This is a genomic window from Enhygromyxa salina (assembly GCF_002994615.1).
Classification (GTDB): domain Bacteria; phylum Myxococcota_A; class Polyangia; order Nannocystales; family Nannocystaceae; genus Plesiocystis; species Plesiocystis salina_A.
The window spans coordinates 13,206-32,316 of record NZ_PVNK01000149.1 but is presented as its reverse complement, the minus strand read 5'-3'; the positions used below and the strand labels follow the sequence as shown (position 1 = coordinate 32,316).

The window sequence follows — 19,111 nt, the reverse complement described above, 5'->3', positions numbered from 1 at the left end:
TACCAGTGTTCAAGGTCAGTCCTGATCCTCGTCGACTCGGCGGTGAAGCACGGCGACAAATTGAAGTAGCGCCTGTTGTTCTTCCGGGGTCATGCGCGCCACGGCATCGGCCAGCTCCCGCGAGCCGGGTCGGTCGCCAAGCTCGAAGCTCTCGAACAACGTGGAGAGCCGAAGCTGTAGCCCGTGGCAGAGCTTCCGCAGCGTGTCGAGCGACGGCGAGAAGCTGCCCTGCTCCAGCCGTCGGATCGTGTCGGCCGACAGGTCGCACAGACCCGCGAGGACCTCCTGCGTCAGGCCGCGGGCCCGTCGGCACGAGCGCACATGCCGACCGAAGCGCCGATCGCCTCCGGTCCGACGCCTTCCACCGGGCTCCTCGCTCACGAGGGCAACTCCTCGAGCGCATCCAAATGGATGGAGAAGGGTGCGAAGAGATCCGCGACGACATCTGACATGCCGTCAATATCGCGAACTACCGCAATGGCGAACAGGTCAACGATGCCGGATCAGACGTAGTTTGTTGCGAGCAGGTCGACCCCCGGCGACCGAGAACAAGTCACGGATTACGGACGCCGCCGCAATCCATGACGAGTGTCTTGCTCGGTACCTGGGCTACTGCTACGGTCGCGGTCGAGGTTCGGATGCGATGACCCACTCAAGCGATCAACGACTGCGTATCCATGGGTGGTCGCCATGCTGAGCCCCGGAGAACTGAGCCCCGAGGAGCTGGGTAAGCGGATCCGCGCCCAGCGTCGTCGCCTCGGTCTGACGCAAGAGCTCTTCGCCGAGCGCGCTGGTCTCTCGAAAGAGACGATCGGACGAATGGAGCAGGCGATGGGTTCGCCGACGCTCGACACGCTCTACAAGATTGCGAAGGGGCTGGGCACGACGGGCTCGGCGTTGATCGCCGAGCACGCGTGCGACGAAGTCAGCGAGCTCGTTCGCGGGCTGCCTGAACATGAGCAGGAGATCGCTTGCGTCATGCTCCGCGCCTTGTCCGCGCACGTATCGCCGCCGTAGTCAGTTGTAGTTGGGTTCGGCGATCAGCTCGGACCCGGTGACGCCGACGGCTTGCGCGATCCGGTAGACGACATCGAGGTCAGGGTCGATCTCGCCCGTGCAGATCGCGTCGAGTTGCTCGCGCGTGATGCCAGCCGCCCGTGCGACCTCGTCGAGCGTGGTGCCACGCTCGAAGACGAGGCGGTGTAGGTTCGAGGCGAGAACCTCGTAGCCGCGACGCTCGGTCACCCGGGTACGGTACACCCGTGACCGAGCAGCCGTCAGCGGCCGCGGGAATATCGACCGCCCGTGCTGCGTGCCCTGGGCTGATGACCGAATCAGACCCTGTCGGCATGCTGACCCACGACGAGCTGGGTGAGCGGATCCGACGGCAGCGGTGCAGCCTCGGCCTCACCCAGGGGCAGCTCGCAGAACGCGCAGGGGTCTCCAAGGAGACGGTCGGGCGGCTGGAGCAAGCGGTGGGTGCGCCGACGCTCGACACGGTCTTCAAGGTCGCGCGGGCGCTGGGCAAGACTGGGTCTGCCCTGCTGGCCACGTGTGCGAGCGACGAGGTCTTCGCTCTCGTCGGGGGACTCCCCGCGCGCGAGCAGGAGATCGCATGCGTCATGCTCCGGGCTCTGTCGGCGCACGTCAGCACGCGCTGAGCGTTGTGGCTGACTTCATCGAGGCCGGGAGTCCGCAGCGGCTCGCTGCCGCTTGCACTGGTCACACGCGACGCGGGACAATACGGCTCCGCAACCGATGGCCCAGCATGGCCGCGCTTCATCTTGACCTCGCGGACGGCGACCCCGTGGGAGACCTGCTTTTCGTCGACGGCAAGCCCTCGAGGACCCTCTCGGGCGTCGTGGTCCTACAGGCCAAGATGTACTCCGAGGGCCTGCCCAAGGCGCTCAACGCCCCGGTCCGCCCGCTGCCCTTCATGACGTCAGCACCGGCATCGAGACCCTGGTGCTGTTCCTCGTCGACCGCACCAACCTCGCCGAGCAAGCCGACACCGAATTCGACAACTACACCACCTACGACGACAACCGCCGCTTCAAGGGTCCACCGCCTCCAGGGCGACAAGATCCGCTCGTCGGCCTCGGTCGTGATCACCACGTCCAGCGGCTCTATTCGATGCTCCGCGGTCCCAGGTCTCACCCTCGGGGTCGAGCTCGTGCCCTAAACGGTCGCTTGGCGTCGCCATCGTACTGCGAGTGCTCGTCGGCGTCGTCATCGAGGCTTCGTCCCAGAGTTCCTCCACCGTGGCCGAGATCCACTCGCTACACTCGATCGGCGACTCATCAGTCGAATGAATCCACTCGAAGTGGACGCCAGGGACCGAGCGATGGACGCGAACCCGAGGTGCGTGGTGCGACTCCAAGCTCGTCGGCTTCGCCCCCACTTCGTCAACCGAAGACTCTAGCTAGCTCTTCGGCATCGCTTGCCATCCTCGAACAGAACCTCGCCTAGTCGAACAGCGCGCCTGCGAAGATCAACAAAAGGACAATGGCCACCAATAGGCCTCCCGTTGTTCGCGCAGCCCATGGCCGGTTTGCATCGCCAGTTGAACACGTGCCTCACTCTGCCACAGGGGTGGTGAGGACCAAGAATTCGTCGAGTCGCCGAGTCCGAGTGAGAGGCCGTTGGGACGCCACTCGGCAAATGTCCAGGTCGTTCTCTCACTTGGGGACTCATGCGAGGGTCGAAATCGCCCCTGCCAAATTCTAGTAGACCAGTCTCGTCCTGCCGATGTAGCGTCGCCTAGACATGGCGAAGAAGAAGTCCGCCGCGAAGAAGAAGAAGAAGTCCGCCGCGACGAAGAAGTCCGCCGCGACGAAGAAGTCCGCCGCGACGAAGAAGTCCGCCGCGACGAAGAAGTCCGCCGCGACGAAGAAGTCCGCCGCGACGAAGTCCCCTGACCCACTGCGACTGAAGAGTTTTTCAGTCAAGGGGTTGTTTGGGTCATTCAGTCACCCCATTGAGTTCAAGACCAACGATCGAATAACTATTTTACATGGGCCAAATGGGGTTGGAAAAACCACCGTGCTTCGTCTGATCCAGGCCGTGTTTAAGCCAACGTCACTCATATGGCGACAAGTCGCTTTTGATAAAGTCGATGTAGAGTTCTTGCCTTCGGGCCGGTTGACGATCACCCGACAACACAGCACAGATACGCACATCCCTCAGATTCAATATGTTTACACGGACGCAAAGCGCCGCAAACGGTCCGCGCTAATACCTCCCCCGCGTCGCGGGGGTCGCTCAGCAAAAATGACCGATCGCTTTGCAATGGTCGAGCGCTTTGTCCCTAGCCTTCACCGAGTCGGTCCGCGAGAATGGATGGACGATCGCACAACCGAGCACCTATCGTTTAGCGAAGTGTGCGAGAAGTACCCGGAGTACTTGCCCGCGGAGATTTTTGGCCTCCGCCGACCTGTCGACGAATGGCTCACAAATCTGCTCAGGAGCGTTTCGACACAGTTCATTGAAACCCAGCGACTGAGGAAACGACGACCCCCTAGCGAGTACGGCAGGGAAGAATCTGACCATGCTGTGGAGCGTTTGGCACAGGATCTTAGTCGTCGAATCAAGGACAGCATCCGCGACTCAGGGACGGTAGGCGCATCTCTCGATCGCACATTTCCCAAGAGGATTCTGGAGGGGACACTTCCCGCGCATGCCACAGAGGAGTCCATCCGCGCGCGCTACAAGCAAGTGGAACTCACGCGAGGTCGACTGATGACTGTTGGATTACTCGATGCCGAGGAACAGGTCCCACTGCCCGAAACCACCCTTGACCAGGCAGAGCGTAAGGTCTTATGGTTCTATCTGGAAGACGTTGAGAAGAAGTTTCACGTGCACCAGCCATTGCTAGAACGCGCTGAACTCTTCAAGATGATTATCGATGCCAAGCGCTTCCTGCACAAATCAATGGAACTGAGTCGGGATGACGGTTTCCGATTCGTAAGCGAAGGGGGCCATCGTGTCGCTCTCGAACTCCTCTCGTCTGGCGAGCAGCATGAAGTTGTGCTCACATATGAGCTTCTGTTCAGCAGTCGGGGGAAACAGCTAATTCTGATCGATGAGCCCGAACTTTCGTTGCATGTCGTGTGGCAGCGCAAGTTTCTGCGCGACATGCAAAGGATCGCCCAAGTTGCTGATCTCGACTTTGTAATCGCAACGCACTCTCCAGCCATTATCGGAGATCGGGACGATCTCATGGTTGGACTTTCAGGGTGATAGCATGTCAAATATAATTGACTGCATCGACGGTGCCCATGTTGCGGCGGACGTCAAGTTGACGCGTGCAGGGTTTGGCGGAGCGATACTTGTCGTCGAGGGCCCAACAGATCAGAGGTTCCTGAAGCACCTGGTCGACAACGAAGAGTGCATGACGGTGTGCGCGCATGGTAAAGCCAACGTGGTAGGGGCGATTCACATACTCAACGAGAGCAAGACAGAAGGCGTTCTCGGCGTAGTCGATTCAGATTTCGATCGGATCGGCTGTAGTGCCATGGCCCGAGACCTCGAGAATGTTGTAGTTGCCGACTGTCATGATATTGAAATGATGATTATCGTTAGTCCTGCATTTGACCGAGTTGTCGAGGAATATTGTTCCGAGCAGAAAAGGACTCGATTTGAGGAGCGCCGCAACACTTCTGTGCGCGACGCCATTTTCGAAGAAGTCAGCAAAATTGCTCGGGCTCGGTATGCAAATGAGCGCGAGGCCTTGGGGTTGAAATTTAAGGGGCTTGACTACGGCAAGTTTGTGGGGGGGCGCGACCTAGTTGTTGACCTTTCCAAGTTCATCAGGGCGACTGTTGCGAACACCAGGGCTGCTGGACTATCGGCAGAGTTCGTCAGTGGCAAGGTCTCGGAGGCGCCTCGGCTTTCGCCTGATTGGGATTTCTGCTCAGGCCACGACTTTAGTCACATTTTTAGCATTGGACTGCGCAGTTGCCTTGCCAGCCACCCTAGCCCCATCGCTAGCAAAATCAACACAGAGCGACTATTGCGCCTCGCATACGATGAGGCCGACTTCGCTGCGACAGAAATGTGTTCTGCGATTCGGAAGTGGGAAGCGAGGAGTGGATATATCATCCTTGGCATGACTGTTCGAGATGAAACAACTGGCAAAACAACAACTGGAGAAGAAAAGCATGTATAGTGGTGCCGCTTTCCGTCCAGTTCTGTCGTCGGAAATGACTGCTCACCGTACCAGGCTGGACCACCCACCCGTAACGCAGGGGCGCGAAATCGCGCCGAGCGCTGCGCAAGGACTTCCGATCCCGACTTAAGGGCACCCGCAGATTCTCAGGACTTCGCCGCAGACGTGTGGGTGGCCGCGGGAAAGAACCTCGCTGCGACACTACTGTTTGTCATCGCCGTTTCGTGGCTGATCACTGGCGTCGGGCGCGTCGACCGCCCGGCAGATGCTCCCGGGTGCGAAACCGCGCTCCAGGAGCTAGCTTGCCATGCCGCGCTGTAGCTATGAACACGATCCCCCCATGTAGGCGCCGAACGCGGTCACTATCGGGGTCATGGTGGCTGCAGGAACTCACTCCCAGTGAGTCCGTACCAACAGGTTGAGCACGTGGCGGCCGGTCAGGTCCTCCACGCGCTTGAGACTTGCATCGATGCTGGAAGGCGACCCAAGCTCATGAACACAGATGGGCCCGACTGCCAGCCACCCAAGGGGGTACTTGCGGGTGTCGCTCGCGGTGTGCCATCGTGTCCGCTGACAGCCGGAGCCCACACACGAAGCCACAACACCATGAAAGTATCGCGACAACCCGATAAGACGATTTTCGATGCGGTATGGTCCGCCATCGCTCAATCTGGCTCCGCCCCGGATGAGTGGTCAGTCCGCAGCACCTCTTTCTTTGGCACTAGTCAGGAAATCCGCCGCGACGCTGCACCGACATCAGTTCTTTCCTGGGAGACCGTCACGCTGGCGTACGAGAAGACTGGGTCCACTATCAAACTCAGCCGGAACCCGAATGTCGCTCTTGATGATCTTGCGGCATTTCCGAACAGGAAGCCACTCCCTCAACAACCTGCGAACGCCAATACAAACCACCTAAATTACAAACAGTGGACGAAGGATCGAGATGTCGCAAACAAGAACAACAAGATATTGGAGCAGCACCTCCCACTCTTGGATAGTGTCTACTCCAATCTGGCAGCTGCTCTAAGCCATGCGTCGACGAGCCCCGACACGGTGGTCAGTGACATGGTCTCACGCCGCGACGCTCAACTCGCCCGGTTCGAACTTCACATCGAAGAACTGACAAAGACATCTGTTCGGCGCCGGGAGCAACTTGAGAATGAATATCAAGAACGCAAAACCGCCCTGGGCACGGCTGCTGCCCAGGAACTCGCGGCAGATAAGGATGCCCTTCGAGCGGAATTTGATGAGTACAAGGCAGAGCTTGAAGCCAATACCTCGGAGATTCGCAACAAACTGGCCGATCGCAAAGCTGCGGTTACGGCGCGCGAAGAAGCTGCTGATCTGAATGACAATCGATCAGCTCGGAGGAACCTTCGGAATGCAATGATGGATATCATCAACGAGCGCGAAGAGTCTTTTTCACTTACCGATGAAACTCAAGGTAAACGCACGCCCGTCCTTTGGGCCTCCGGACTCACGATGGCTTCTCTCTTTGCTACCCTTGTCGTTATCATACTTTTTTCGGATGTGGGGCCCCAGGATTTGCTGGCGCGTTCAATTACTCAAGTCGTACTCTCCGCAGGTTTTCTCGGGACCCTGCTGTTCTTCCTGCGCTTCACGCAGAACTGGGCCAAGCAGCATGCGGACGAGGAGTTCTACCTCAAGCGGCTCAAACTTGATCTCGAGCGGGCGAACTGGCTGGTTGAGATGTCTCTTGAGTATGCTCAGGAGCGAAATGAGCCAATCCCGGCAGAGACATTCGCAAGTCTATCTCGGGGGCTCTTCCAGGTGGCATCAACTCCCGAGACACTTCACCCTTACGAGGCCCTGCTCGGGTCTGCCTCCGAGGCGAACGTGACGATTCCGCACGTCGATTTGAAGCTGAAACGTCGGGGTCTCCGAAACCTCCAAAAACAAGCGGAGAAGCTTGATGCAGATTAGTGTTTGAAGGCAGGCGTCTAAGACATCCGAAGCGGCAATGTGGATTGCGGCCTGGTCAAGCGGCATCACATCGGCAAGCAAGTCTCCTGAACCGCCGCCGCTTTGATTTTGAGAGCCGGGCCCCATCCGGGTGTCGGGGTTGGCCCGTTCCCGCGGCGGTTTCGGTGTAGTGCTGCCTCCGGCAGACTCAACAAAGTGATGTCGGCTCTGATCCAATCCCGGCCGGTTGGGCAATCCCTCGCCCCGAGTCGTGGGCTGTGCTAGCCTCGGCACGCCAAGACCACGGCATCGCTGAAAGGAAACAGCGATGAGCGTGAGGAAGCGAAAGTGGCGCGACAAACAAGGGCGCCAACACGAGAAGTGGATGGTCCACATCGAACATACCTGGCCCGACGGGCGCAAGCAGACGATCCGCAAGGTCTCCCCCGTGCAGACCAAGCGGGGCGCCGAGCAGTACGAGCGTGAGCTGCGCTCGCAACTCGTGTCCGGCCAGTGGAAAGGAGCCAAGCAACAGACACCGACACTCGAGGGCTTCACCGAGGAGTTCCTCGCCTACCAAGCCACCGTCAACAAGCCGACCGAGCTGTCTAAGAAGCGGGGCATCATCCTCCACCATCTGATCCCGGCGTTCGGCAAGCGACCGCTCGATCAGATCGACGCACGAGCGATCGACGCCTACAAGGCCAAGAAGCTCGAGCAGCTCTCCCGTCGGGGAAAGCCCTTCGATCCGAAGACGGTCAACCACCACATCAAGGTGCTCGGGCGGATGCTCCGCGTCGCGCACAAGTGGAACCTGCTCCACGAGGTCCCACAAATCGGCAAGCTCAAGGAGCGCAAGAGCGACTTCGACTTCCTCGACTTCGAGGAGACCGAAGCGTTCATCGCGGCGGCCGCGGAGCACTCCCCGGAGTGGCATCCGTTCGTGGTGGTGGCGATCCGAACCGGCCTGCGCGTCGGTGAGCTCGTCGCGCTGCGCTGGCGCGAGGACGTCGACCTCAATCGGGGTCGCGTCCGGGTCCAGCGGTCCTACCACCCCAAAAACGGGTTCCGGACGACGAAGAACGACAAGATCCGCGAGCTCCCGCTCACGTGGGACGCGGTCGAGGCGCTCGAAGTCCAGCGCTCACGAGTCGACGGCGAGCTCGTGTTCCCGGGTCCAAATGGAGGGGTGACCTACGCGAACCCCTGCAACGACGCACTCGAGGAGATCGCCACGGCGATCGACATGCGCCCGATCCACAATCACGGCCTGCGCCACACGTTCGCATCGCACGCGGTCATGCGTGGGATCCCGATCTCGCAGGTTCAGCAGTGGCTCGGTCACGGCAGCATCCTGATGACCATGCGCTACGCGCACCTGGCCCGGGGGTTCGGCGACGATCTGATCGGTCGCCTCGCCCCCGACCGCCCGCATGGGGCCAACCCCCGGCGCGGGGGTGCAAAGTCACAGCACATGGGCAGCACATGGAAACGGCCGGGACCGAAATCGGTCTCGAAACCGCCCCTAGGAGACGGATCCTGAGTTAGTGTGAGGGCCTGTGAAGGCCCTCCTTCAAGATCTAGTAGCTAGATCCCTGTGGCTGGAGTTCCGCCAGGAACTTCAGCTACAGGGGACTAGCGATCCGTAGCCATGTCGACGCGGAGGCTGCGGCCGTTGAGCTCGAAGCCGCCGAGCTCGCGCATCGCCTTCGTCGCGACCTTGCGATCGACCATCGTCACGAAGCCGAAGCCACGGGAGTCGCCGGTGTCGCGGTCCATGACGATGACGGCGTCGACGACCTCGCCGATGTCCGCGAAGGTCTTGCGAAGATCGCCTGCGGTCGTCTCCCAGCTGAGCCCGCCCACGAACAGGCGACACGGGGGTCCCGACGCCGCGCTCTGGTCTTCGCCCGAGAGGATCGTGCCGTCGGCGAGGACACCCTCGACGGTGGCGTTGACCGCCGCGGTCTGAATGTCTTCGACCGAGGCGATCTCGATGCCTCCGCCGCCTTCGGCCCGCCGCTGTCGGGCGCGCTCCTGCTTCTCTCGCTTCTTGCGCTCGCGCTCGGCTTCACGCCTGCGTTTGGCCTGGGTGTTACTACCTCGCCCCATACATTGACTTCCTCGTGAGTGGTTGAGCCCGCCCGGCGATCTTCGCTCGGCGCGGACGAGTAGCGTTGGAGATCGGCTCGCGGCGCTTCTGACTGAAGCACCGCGCCCCGCTTGTCCGCCATCGGTTGTTGTTGCTCTGGATGATCCAGCCGACCCGATCGACCATCAACGCTGTGGCCCCTTCACGCTCGTCCGAGCCCCGTAGAGAGCGGTGCGAGCGGTGCGAAAGAGCGCGCGATGTTGCCGAGCTGCGATCGTCTTGTCTCCATCGGCGCCCCCCTGAACCGGGTGGTGCGCCCGAGCAAGGCCGTACCGTAGCTCATCACCGTGAAGGTTTCCAGACAGGCGGAGGCCGCAGAGATCGCGCCACGTGCGTTTTGCGCCCCTCGACCTCGAGCGGCGACTGACACCGCCAGCCCCGCCGGGCTACCCTGCCCCCAGTGCAGTTCAAAGACGCCCCCGAGCTGACGCGAACGTGGCTGGCCTGCCCACGCGCGCGCCCCGACCCGAGCGTCAGGCTGCTGAGCTTCCACCACGCAGGCGGCAGTCCGTCGGCGTTCAGGCCGTGGCTCGCCGAGCTCCCGGCTCACGTCGAGCTGCTCCCGGTCCGCCTCGCCGGTCGTGAGGCGCGCCTGCGTCAGACCCCCGTGACCTCGGTCGCGGAGGTGGTCGAACCCCTCGCCGACGCCGTCGCGCCGCTGCTCGCCGAGGGGATCCGCCTGGCGCTCTTCGGCCACAGCCTCGGCGCGCTGCTCGCCTTCGAGTTCGCCCGCGAGATGCGGCGCCGGGAGCTCCCGCGACCGGAGGTCTTGGTCGTCTCTGGCCGCAACGCTCCGGGCCTCGGGCGAACCCTCCGGCTCCACGAGCTCGACGACCGCGAGCTCGTCGACGAGGTCCAGCGCATCTACGGCGGCATCCCCCAGGCGATCCTCAACGAGCCCGAGCTGCTCGCGCTCACGCTCCCGGTCCTGCGCGCGGACCTGACCATCAACGAGACCCACGCGTTCAGCGACGAGCCCCCTCTCGAGCTCCCGATCCACGCCTTCGGAGGCGTCGACGACCCCCACGTCGGGCGGGCAGGCCTCGAGGGCTGGGCTGCCTTCACGAGCGCCCGGTTCGAGTGGGCCCAGTCCGAGGGCGACCACTTCTACCTCGCAAGCCCGGCAGGCAAGCGCTGGCTGCTCGCCAAGCTGATCGAGCTCGCCGGGGATTCATAGCTGCGCGAGCAGCTCGCGGGCGCGCTCGGGTGAGACCGCAGCGAGCTCGGCGAGCTCGAAGAACACCTCACGCTCTCGATCGCCCCGCTCGCTGGCCTGAACCAGGGGCGCGACCTCGTAGAGCACGGCCTCTCGGGCGTCGCGCTCGAGACCCACGAGCCGCCCGCCGAGCGCCTCGAGCTTCGGCGGCGAGTACAGCAGCATCGACAGCTCGACGCGGCGCGAGACCGAGACCGGCATGCGCTCGAGCAGCGAGTCGAACTGCGCCGCCTCGGCGCTGTCCATGCGCCCGTCGAGGTTGGCGAGGGCGGCGGCGAAGCCCACGACGAGCTCGGCCCGCGTCGCCGCCTCGGCCGTCCAGCGGTCGCGCCAACTCTGCGCCTGATCGGGGCTGACCCCGATCTTCTCGGCGATGCGATCGTGGACCGCGGCCTCGACCTCGGACCCGCTGCCATCCGCCAGGGCCATGCGCCAGGCCTGCTCGAGCAGCTCCTCGGCGAAGTGGGGCAGCGGCGGCTCGAGCTCGGCGAAGCGCCGCTCGAGGGTCGGACGATCGCCGAGCATGTCGAGCCACGGCTGCATCTGCTCGTCGTCGACGTTGGTGTCGATCAAGCGCAGGATCTGGTCCCACTCGCCAAACTCGAGCATGTCGTCCGCGTGGGCGATCATGCCGCAGGCGACCAGGGTCCACTCCTGCTCGGGCGTGAGCATGGCTTCGTTTTACGCCAGTCGCGCCACGCGATCCAGCCGGAGCCGCTAACCGTCGATCTCGACGTGGCACGGTCCAACGGCGAGGGCCTCGGGGGCGTCGCCGTGCCACATCGACGCGGGCAGCAAGCTCAGCGTCCGCAGCAGCGGGTCCGCGAAGCTCAGCGCGCGCCCGGTCATCGGATCGGTCATCGGATGGATGCCCGGCCCGCCGCCGAGACCGACCGCGCTGCCCAGCGGCAGCGAGAGATCCAGCCCGAACACCCTGCGCAGCTGCTGGACCAGGGTTGGCCGGGGAGGATAGTGGCGCACGCTCGGCTCGGCCCCGGGCCGAACCGGAAGCTCGGCCATGCGCGCGGCCCGATCGACCGCCTCGTGCATGCCGCCGTAGCTGTCGACGAGGCCGACCTCGAGCGCCCGCACGCCGCTCCAGATCCGGCCCCGCGCGAGGGCGTCGGCGGCCTCCGGTGTCATCGCCCGGGCCGCGGCGACGCGCTCGATGAAGAGGTCGTAGGACGCCTGGATCCCGGCCATGGCCGCGGCGCGCTCGTCATCGGTGTAGGGCTTCCAGTACGAGCGCATCGTGGCCCGATCTCCGATCGAGAGCAGCTCGGCGTTGACCCCGACCTTGTCGAGCAGACCCGAGAGGTCGAGCTTCGGCAAGAAGATCCCGATGCTCCCGGTGACCGTGGTCGCGTTGGCGAAGATGTACTGCCCGGCGGTCGCGATGTAGTAGCCGCCGGAGGCCGCGGCCCGGCCCATCGAGATCACGACCGGCTTGCGCGCGCGGGTCCGGTCGAGCTCGCGGGCGATCTCTTGGGCCGCGCGGACCGAGCCGCCGCGCGAGTCGATGCGGACGACCACGGCCTTGACGTCGCGATCTTCGCGCAGCCTGGCGATCTGCTTGGCCAGGGTGTCGCTGCCAGCGAGCTCGAGCCGGAGCAAGGGGAGGTTGAGGGACTCACCGGTGACGAGGGTGCCGCTGATGTGCAAGATCGCGACGTGGGCGGGGTCGCGCCAGGTCCCCGGCCGGTCCGGGCCCGCGGGCGGCGGCTCGATCCGCACCCGGCGACCGAGCCACTGCTCGAGCTTGGCGTCGAGCTCGTCGGGCCAGGCCAGATCATCGACGAGGCCCCGGCGTCGGGCGTCGTCGGGCTGCCACGGGGCCGCGTCGATCCAGGCCGAGACCACGGCGGGATCGCGGGCCCGCGAGCGCCCGATGACGCGGACCATGTGGTTCCACAGGTCGGTCATCAGCGCCCGGTTTTGCTCGGCGACCGGCGCCGTCGGCCCGGCCCGGCTCCAGACCTCGGGCGTGCCCTTGTACTCGGCGATCCGCACGAACTCGGCCTTGACCCCGATCCGGGTCAGGAGCTCGCCCCAGTACAGCGTCCGAGTGGTCAGGCCGGTGATCGACAGCGCCGCGTGGGGATGGGCGATGATGCGATCGGCGCTCGCGGCCAAAAAATAGTGGCTGAGAGCGCCGCCCTCGAGGTAGGCGACGACCCGGCCGCCCGCGTCCTGGAAGCGCAGCAGCGCCTCGCGGATCTCCTCGAGCTGCGCCGCGCCGAAGCCCGTCCCCCTGAGCTCGACCAAGATGACGCCGCCGCGGCGACGCGCGAGCTCGTCGATCGTCCACACGAGCTCGGCGAGCTGGCGATCGTCGCGCTTGCCCGCGAGCGAGATTCGGGTGACCCGCCGGGGCCGCACGGGCAGGACCTCGGCGTAGCGCGCCCGCGAAAAACGCACGCGCGCGCTCGCGCCGTGGAGACCGTCGGCGCCGCGGGTGCCGAGGCCGGCGTTGGCTCCGGCCGCGATCCCGAAGTGGGGGGTGTCGAACTGAACGCCCGCGCTGAACCGAACCGCGTCGAAGCTCTGGACCTTGGTCTCGTCGTCGTCGAAGTAGGCCACCCGCTCGGCCTCGGCGTAGAGCCGGACCCCGCGGCCACCGACGAGCACCCGACCCCGGGGCTGGAGCGCGTAGCCGCGGATCTGAGGATCGGGGCTGGCGAGGATCTGGTCGACGTCGCCGCCAAAGCGGGTCCGCATGCCGAAGGCAAACTCGAGCCGCTCGTCGCCGAGCGGGCGCAGGGCGAGCTCGGGATCGAAGACCGGGGCCGCGCGCCCGAGCGTGCCCGTCCGCGGCGCGTTGAGGTTGCGGGCGACGAGGGCCAGGCTCAAGTAGCGATTGGCTCGCCAGCTCAGGGCCAGATCGACCTGGTTGAGCCCGGGCGCGAGCTGGTTGACGCCCGAGAACAAGCGCGAGTACTGAACCCCGATCGCCAGCCCCGGCGCCCAGCGCATCAAGGGCAGCGCGGCCGCGATCGTGAACTTTCCGAGCGCGGCGTCGGCCGTGTCCACGTTTCCGCCCGACGTGACCTGCTCGCGCCACAGGCCCTGGACCCCGAGCCCGAGCGACAAGATCTGCCAGGGCAGCGGTACGGCGGCGAACACCCCGAGGCCGCTGCCACGCCGACCGCTCGACTTGGTGTTGAACGCGAAGTCGATGACCGCGTTGAAGCCGTAGAGGTAAGCGAGGTTGGCCGGGTTCTGGACGACCGCGCTCGCGTCGGCCTCACCGGCGACGACGCCGTAGGGCCGGTCCGGCTCGCGCAAGATCGAACGCGCCTCGCCGCCGTTGCCCGCGAGCGCCGACCGCGGCCCACACAGCAGCGCGACCAAGCACGACAGCGCCAAGCCAAGAGCAACTGACCGCGCGAAGCGACGGGGCATACGCGCAGTCATATCACGTCGACGGCCGGGTCACGACGGGCCCGCGAACAGCGAGCTCGACCGGCCGCGCGGGGCCGAGCCCCGGCCTTCGTCGCCACGCGATCCGCGACCCGCGTCACGACGCGCCCGAGGCTCAGCGTCCGCGCGCCGAGACCTCAAAAATGGGCTGCGTCATCGGCCCCTGATACACTCCAAGCGACCGCACATTCACATGCGCTTGGCCATTTGCACGTCTTGCTGGGCATTCATAATCCTGTGGTTCGTTCGAGCTACGCTCCGCGCCTGAGAACGACCCAATGAATGCATGATTGCAAAAGCCGCGGTGACCCCCCGGAGGTCACCGCTTATCGGACCAATGACCCACCATGTCCCGAAAGCATCGATCGACGAGTCGACGCCCGAACCCGTTCGGCCGCCGCTCCTCGACCACACAATCCTCCAACAACGCTCTGCCCAATCCAGCGTCATCAGATGAAAGACAATGTCATGTACGACAACACAAACGCGCCCACTCGCCGCCGCGCCACGGATCCGACCACGTTGATCCCGAGCCTGCCGACCGACGCGGCTGGTTTTCGCTCGTTGTGCGCCAACCTCGAGCAGCTCGAGGACGAGGTCGGCGCCCACCTCGACGCGTTCAGCGGGGCCGCCTTCGGTCAAGGCGCCGAGCTCGACCGCGACGCGCTCATCAGCCTGTTTCGTCGACGACGGCGGGATCTGGAGCTCGCCGTGCTCGTCCTGAGCACCCGCCTGAGCGCGGCTCCGCTGCGCTCGCTCTACGCGGGCGGGCTCCTGGCCACGCTGTGTGACGACGCGCTCGGACGCCGCCGCAGCCGGACCCTGACCCAGCTGCTCACCCGCCTCGCCGAGCGCACCCCCGAGGGCTGGCAGCGCGTCGTCGCCAGCTTTGAGGCGCTGACCGAGTCCAACCACCGCTGGCGAAGGTGGCCGGCACCACCGCTCGCGCGCGCAGCCGTCGACGCGCTCGAGGCTGTCGAGCCGACCTGGCGAGAGGTCGTGAGCGAGCTTCGCCGCGAGCTCTCGGGTGGCATCAACCGTGAGCGCCGACGGGACCCCGCCTTTCGCCGGGCGGTCAATTGGCACGCAATGACACTGGGACTATTCCGTCGGCTCACGGGCCCCGGCGGCCCCCAACGAATTATCATCGATTACTGCTTTGCGGTCATCGCCTACTTCGACTCCGCGGTCGTCAACGCGCCCCAGCACGGCGCCGCCAACCGTGCCGCGAGCGACCTTCTCGTCCTCGAGGTATTTGGCATGCTCGAGCAATTTTCACTCGCCGACGATGAGATCGAAACCAGCCCTCCTCGGTTTTTGGAGCAGGGCGAGACCAATCGGCGCAAACGAATTCAACGCGCACGGTTGCAGGTTTTGATGCGCTGGAAACTGCTGATCGACGACGACGCGTGGGTCGAGTGGGTCTATCCATCATTGGACAGAATCGCGCGAGGGCGTGAGCAAATGCGGCTCGAGCCCGACGCCACCCCGCGCGTCCAAGAAGCGGTCAAGATCGGGCAATTTCGGGACAGCGCGGCGACGGTCGAAGCGCCGCTGCCGAGCGTCGAGCCCACCTTCGGTCACTGAGTTCGCAAACAAGACACGCCCCGCCTCGCCCCTCGCCCCTCGCCCCTCGTGACGGCGAGGGGCGAGGGGCGCCTGAACGCTCAGGTCGCGCCGGAGCAGAGGAACGCGCGGAGCTGATCGATCTCGACCTCGACGCCCCCGGCGCAGCGCGCGTGCTCGCCCTGCGCCGCCCGATACGACTCGCGCATCGAGGCCCGCGCATCGAACAGCCGCCGCCGCACGGTCCCGGCCGGAATCCCCTTCTCGCTCCCGAGCGCCCGGGCGCTCGTGTCCTGCCAGTAGAAGCGCTCGACGAACTCACGGGTCTCCGGCGACAGCTGCTGGACGCAGTCGAGCGCGAGGCCGTGACGCTCGAGCTCGAGCAGCCAGCGCTCGGCGAGGGGGTCTTCGCTGGCCGCGCCGTCCTCGAGGCTCTCGACCGAGACTCTCCGGTAGCCCCGACGCAGATAGTCATTGAAGGTGTTCTTCGCGATGCTCAGCAAGTAGGTCTTGAAGCTCGACCGCGCCTGAAACCCACGAATCGCGCGGGTCAGCCTCGAGAGCGTCTCCTGGACCAGATCTTCGCCGTCGGGGCCGCTGACCCGGCGGCCAAAGTAGGCACGTACGACGCCGACGTGGCGAGTCACGAGCACGTCGCCTGCGCGGCGGTCTCCGCCTCGCCAACGCTGAAGCAGGGACTCATCGCTTGGGGGGCTCGAGCGAGGCGGGTCGACTTGCATGACGATCGCCATGCTAGTGCCGCGCGTTCGCGACCCGAGACCCCAGACCGTCACTCGAGCCAGGCGACGGTCACGGCGTCGCCGCCCTCGGCCGCGAGCCCCGGGCGCTGACGCCGAACGCTGCCGAGCCGGGCGAGGGCCTCGCGGACGGCCTTGCGCGCCGCGCCGCCGCCGTGGCCGTGGCGGATCAAGACAATGTCCTGGTCACGGCCGAGGGCCTCGGCGACGAAGTCTGCGACGCGATCCTGGACGTCTTCAAAGCGCTGGCCCCGGACGTCGCAGACGTTGTCGACGCTGGTCTTGACCGCGAGCGGCCCGTCGCTGCCCGAGCCCGAGAAATGCGCCGCGGCCTGGGCCTTCACGGCGTCCTGAAAGTCGAGGATCGGCGCGGCCTTGCCGGGCTTGAGCTTGCGCTTGGGCACCGGCTCGAGCGCCCGCGCGAGGTCCCGGACCTTGACCGTGGTCCGCAAGGTCGCGAGCTGCACCGTGGCCCGGCGCGGCGGGTTTCCGGACAGCGCGACGATGACCCCGTCTTGCTTCATGCTCCGGACCCGGACCCGCTGACCTGGGGCGAGCGCGCGCGGATCGAGGCGATCCTCGGGCAGGGCCGCGGCCGCGGCCTCGGCCTCGTCGACCGCGCGGTGCTCGGCGAGGGCGGTCCGAGCCTCGCCCGCGAGCTCGGCCCGGGTCGGGAGCTGCTCGAGCGCGTTTGGATCGGCGCGACGCAGCCGCTTGCGCTTGGTCTTGAGCTCGCCCTCGAGCGCCCGCAGCTGCTCGACCGCGGCCGAGTAGGCCTTGGCCTTGCGGCTGCGCGCGCCCTCGAGCACCCGCCGCTCGCGGATCCGGACCTCGCGATCGCGCTGGCGCAGGCGCAGCTGGTCTCGCTCGAGGCGCTCGCGGGTCCGGGCCAGCGACTGGCGCTCGGCCTCGATGTCGCGCAGGAGCTCGTCGATCTTCACGCCCTCGTCGCCGAGCAGCGTCTCGGCCCGCGTGAGCACGGCTTCGGGCATCCCGAGCCGCCGGGCGACCGCGATCGCGCTCGAGCTCCCGGGCACGCCGAGGCTGAGGCGAAAGGTCGGACGCATGCGGGCGAGATCGAAGCCGACCGCCGCGTTGTGAAAGCGCGCGTCGGGCTGGGTCGCGAGGAGCTTGAGCCGATCGTAGTGGGTCGTGGCCACGACCGTGGCGCCGGCGTCGACCAGCGCGCACAGGATCGCCTCGGCCAGCGCCGCGCCCTGCTCGGGATCGGTCCCGACCGCGACCTCGTCGAGCAAGACCAGGACCTCGGAGCCCGGCGCCCCCTCGGCCGCGCGCAGGGCCTCGAGCACGTGACTGACGTGGGCGGAGAAGGTCGAGAGGTTGGCGCTGATCGACTGATCGTCGCCGACGTCGGTGATCAAGCGGGGAAACAGCGGGATCCGGGGGTGGCCCTCGCAGGGCAGCGCGAGCCCGGCCGCAGCCATCAGCGCGAGCATCCCGAGGGTCTTGAGCGCGACGGTCTTGCCGCCCGCGTTGGGGCCGCTGACGATCAACGCGTGACCGCGCTCGAGCACGATGTCGTTGGGCACGACCTCGACGCCGTCGAGCAACATCGAGGGGTGTCGAGCGGCGCGCAGCTCGATCGCCGGACCCTCGGTGTCAGCGAGCTCGTCGGGCCCGACCAGCGTCGGGATCTGCCCGTCGAGGGCCTCGCCGAAGCGATGGCGCGCGAGCATGAGATCGACCTCGATGCAGGCCCGCTGCATCCCGCCCAGCGCCGCCGCGTGGCCGGCGACCTCGGCCGAGAGCACGCGCATGATCTTGCGCTCCTCCTCGGCGGCCTCGAGCTCGGCCTCGCGCAGGGCGTTGTTGTCTTCGACGAGCCCGGCGGGCTCGACATAGAAGGTCTGCCCGCTCGCGCTCGAGCCATGAATGATCGCGCCACGCGAGCGCACGGCCCCGAGCCGATCGCTGCGGACCGGCAGCACGATTCGACCGTCGCGCTCGGTCCAGTAGCGATCGCGCAGCGCCGCGCCGACCGAGGGGTTGCGGAGCAGGCGATCGGCCTTGGTGAGCAAGCGTTGCCTGGCACCGCGAACCTGCCTTCGCGCCTCGGCCAGGGCCGGGCTCGCGTCGGCCGAGATCTTGGGCTCGTCACCGCGAAGATCGATCGAGCGGTCGATCCTCGCCAGCAGCTCGGGGCGGACCTCGACCGGGCCCGGGGCCGCAGTGCCCGCAACCTCGCTCAGGCGCGCCTCGCAAGCACGCAACCCGCGCGACCGGTACTCGTCGAGCTCGCGCCGCCCAGCCGCGTCGAACAGCGCCGCCAGACCTGCGCACGCGCGACACAGCTCGGCCACACCGATCAGCTCCACGACACTGAGTAGCCCGCCGCCGCCCGCGACGCCGAGGCTCTCGTCGAGATCCTCGAGCCGGCCGAGCGCCGCCGCGATCCCCGGGCCATCGTCGCCGTCAAAGGAGAGCAGCACCCCAACCCCGACGAGCTCGTCGAGCCGAGCCCGGGCCGCGTCGATCTCGGTCTCGGGCCGGAGTGAGGGCAGGCGGTGGAGCGCGGCCGCGATCCGCGGATCCGCGCCTTCGTACCCGTGCTCGCGGCGATGTTCGTGCTCATGGCCGAGCACGCCGTCGATCGCGGCGAGCTCATCGAGCAGCCGGGCCCGGGCCATGTCGCTGTGCAAGAGATCCGCGATGTGGCGGACGAGACCCGACCAGCCGAGGTGCCGGAGCGCGTCTTTGCGGCCACTGGACAGCCACCGTAGCAACAGCGGCGCGTCCGCGGGCTCAGGCGCCTCGATCGGCCCTGAAGGGCCGGCAGCGCCCGATCGGCCGCCCGAGCGCGCAGATGTGCGAGAGGAGGACACCCGTTCACAAAACCTTGTTGATGCCTGCGGGTCTCCTGGGCGAGCGGCCTGCTGCGCAGAATCTCA

The 19,111-nt window shown here is 65.9% G+C and carries 17 protein-coding genes; 8 read left to right on the top strand and 9 right to left on the bottom strand.

Features of this window, described 5'->3' with window-relative positions; all coding sequences use genetic code 11:
- Positions 1-15: 15 nt before the first annotated feature.
- Positions 16-381, bottom strand: a complete 366-nt coding sequence (locus ENSA5_RS16030; RefSeq protein ID WP_106392534.1) for a helix-turn-helix domain-containing protein — start codon at positions 379-381, stop codon at positions 16-18.
- Positions 382-690: 309 nt separating this feature from the next.
- Here ENSA5_RS16030 and ENSA5_RS16025 point away from each other — a divergent pair, with 309 nt between their 5' ends.
- The gene (locus ENSA5_RS16025; RefSeq protein ID WP_106392581.1) at positions 691-1,017 is read left to right on the top strand and encodes a helix-turn-helix domain-containing protein; all 327 of its coding nucleotides are present in this window, start codon (positions 691-693) and stop codon (positions 1,015-1,017) included.
- Here the strand turns inward: ENSA5_RS16025 and ENSA5_RS16020 are convergent, their stop codons facing one another.
- A complete protein-coding gene (locus ENSA5_RS16020; RefSeq protein ID WP_106392533.1) occupies positions 1,018-1,245 on the bottom strand; it encodes a helix-turn-helix transcriptional regulator in 228 nt (75 codons plus the stop codon). It abuts the gene before it with no gap.
- A 104-nt stretch (positions 1,246-1,349) separates the two neighbouring features.
- On the opposite strand from ENSA5_RS16020, the gene ENSA5_RS16015 reads away from it, so the two are divergent.
- Complete coding sequence (locus tag ENSA5_RS16015) at positions 1,350-1,661, top strand: helix-turn-helix transcriptional regulator (protein WP_258182877.1); 312 nt, start codon at positions 1,350-1,352, stop codon at positions 1,659-1,661.
- Between the two features lie 118 nt (positions 1,662-1,779).
- Here the strand turns inward: ENSA5_RS16015 and ENSA5_RS16010 are convergent, their stop codons facing one another.
- Both ENSA5_RS16010 and ENSA5_RS37720 read right to left on the bottom strand, forming a co-directional pair.
- Entirely contained in the window at positions 1,780-2,115 is a 336-nt protein-coding gene (locus tag ENSA5_RS16010) for a hypothetical protein (protein WP_106392531.1), read from the bottom strand.
- A 608-nt stretch (positions 2,116-2,723) separates the two neighbouring features.
- Positions 2,724-2,948 (bottom strand): hypothetical protein, encoded by a 225-nt coding sequence (locus tag ENSA5_RS37720; RefSeq protein ID WP_181197806.1) that lies wholly within the window; start codon positions 2,946-2,948, stop codon positions 2,724-2,726.
- A 391-nt stretch (positions 2,949-3,339) separates the two neighbouring features.
- Between ENSA5_RS37720 and ENSA5_RS16000 the strand changes: the two genes are divergently transcribed.
- The 4 genes from ENSA5_RS16000 to ENSA5_RS15985 all read left to right on the top strand — a co-directional run bounded on the left by ENSA5_RS16000 (position 3,340) and on the right by ENSA5_RS15985 (position 8,633).
- Entirely contained in the window at positions 3,340-4,239 is a 900-nt protein-coding gene (locus ENSA5_RS16000) for an AAA family ATPase (RefSeq protein ID WP_181197805.1), read from the top strand.
- Positions 4,223-5,167: a DUF4435 domain-containing protein gene (locus ENSA5_RS15995; protein ID WP_146155753.1), complete on the top strand. Its 945-nt coding sequence runs from the start codon at positions 4,223-4,225 to the stop codon at positions 5,165-5,167. The genes ENSA5_RS16000 and ENSA5_RS15995 overlap by 17 nt, the downstream gene beginning before the upstream one ends.
- A gap of 606 nt (positions 5,168-5,773) precedes the next feature.
- Positions 5,774-7,111, top strand: a complete 1,338-nt coding sequence (locus ENSA5_RS36025) for a hypothetical protein (RefSeq protein ID WP_146155752.1) — start codon at positions 5,774-5,776, stop codon at positions 7,109-7,111.
- Between the two features lie 307 nt (positions 7,112-7,418).
- Positions 7,419-8,633 carry a tyrosine-type recombinase/integrase gene (locus tag ENSA5_RS15985; RefSeq protein ID WP_106392527.1) on the top strand — a complete coding sequence of 405 codons (1,215 nt, stop codon included), beginning with the start codon at positions 7,419-7,421 and terminating at the stop codon, positions 8,631-8,633.
- A gap of 92 nt (positions 8,634-8,725) precedes the next feature.
- Here ENSA5_RS15985 and ENSA5_RS15980 read toward each other — a convergent pair whose 3' ends face one another.
- Positions 8,726-9,202, bottom strand: a complete 477-nt coding sequence (locus tag ENSA5_RS15980) for an RNA recognition motif domain-containing protein (RefSeq protein ID WP_106392526.1) — start codon at positions 9,200-9,202, stop codon at positions 8,726-8,728.
- A 440-nt stretch (positions 9,203-9,642) separates the two neighbouring features.
- On the opposite strand from ENSA5_RS15980, the gene ENSA5_RS15975 reads away from it, so the two are divergent.
- Complete coding sequence (locus ENSA5_RS15975; protein ID WP_181197804.1) at positions 9,643-10,419, top strand: thioesterase II family protein; 777 nt, start codon at positions 9,643-9,645, stop codon at positions 10,417-10,419.
- Here ENSA5_RS15975 and ENSA5_RS15970 read toward each other — a convergent pair.
- Positions 10,414-11,130 (bottom strand): TerB family tellurite resistance protein, encoded by a 717-nt coding sequence (locus tag ENSA5_RS15970; protein WP_106392524.1) that lies wholly within the window; start codon positions 11,128-11,130, stop codon positions 10,414-10,416. The genes ENSA5_RS15975 and ENSA5_RS15970 overlap by 6 nt on opposite strands.
- Positions 11,131-11,175: 45 nt before the next feature.
- Positions 11,176-13,824, bottom strand: coding sequence for a signal peptide peptidase SppA (sppA, locus tag ENSA5_RS15965; RefSeq protein ID WP_106392523.1), 2,649 nt, complete (start codon positions 13,822-13,824; stop codon positions 11,176-11,178).
- A gap of 507 nt (positions 13,825-14,331) precedes the next feature.
- On the opposite strand from sppA, the gene ENSA5_RS15960 reads away from it, so the two are divergent.
- Entirely contained in the window at positions 14,332-15,465 is a 1,134-nt protein-coding gene (locus ENSA5_RS15960; protein WP_106392522.1) for a hypothetical protein, read from the top strand.
- A gap of 80 nt (positions 15,466-15,545) precedes the next feature.
- Here ENSA5_RS15960 and ENSA5_RS15955 read toward each other — a convergent pair whose 3' ends face one another.
- Together ENSA5_RS15955 and ENSA5_RS15950 are read right to left on the bottom strand one after the other, a co-directional pair.
- A complete protein-coding gene (locus tag ENSA5_RS15955) occupies positions 15,546-16,091 on the bottom strand; it encodes an RNA polymerase sigma factor (RefSeq protein WP_181197803.1) in 546 nt (181 codons plus the stop codon).
- Between the two features lie 143 nt (positions 16,092-16,234).
- The gene (locus tag ENSA5_RS15950; RefSeq protein WP_181197802.1) at positions 16,235-18,946 is read right to left on the bottom strand and encodes an endonuclease MutS2; all 2,712 of its coding nucleotides are present in this window, start codon (positions 18,944-18,946) and stop codon (positions 16,235-16,237) included.
- Positions 18,947-19,111: the final 165 nt, after the last annotated feature.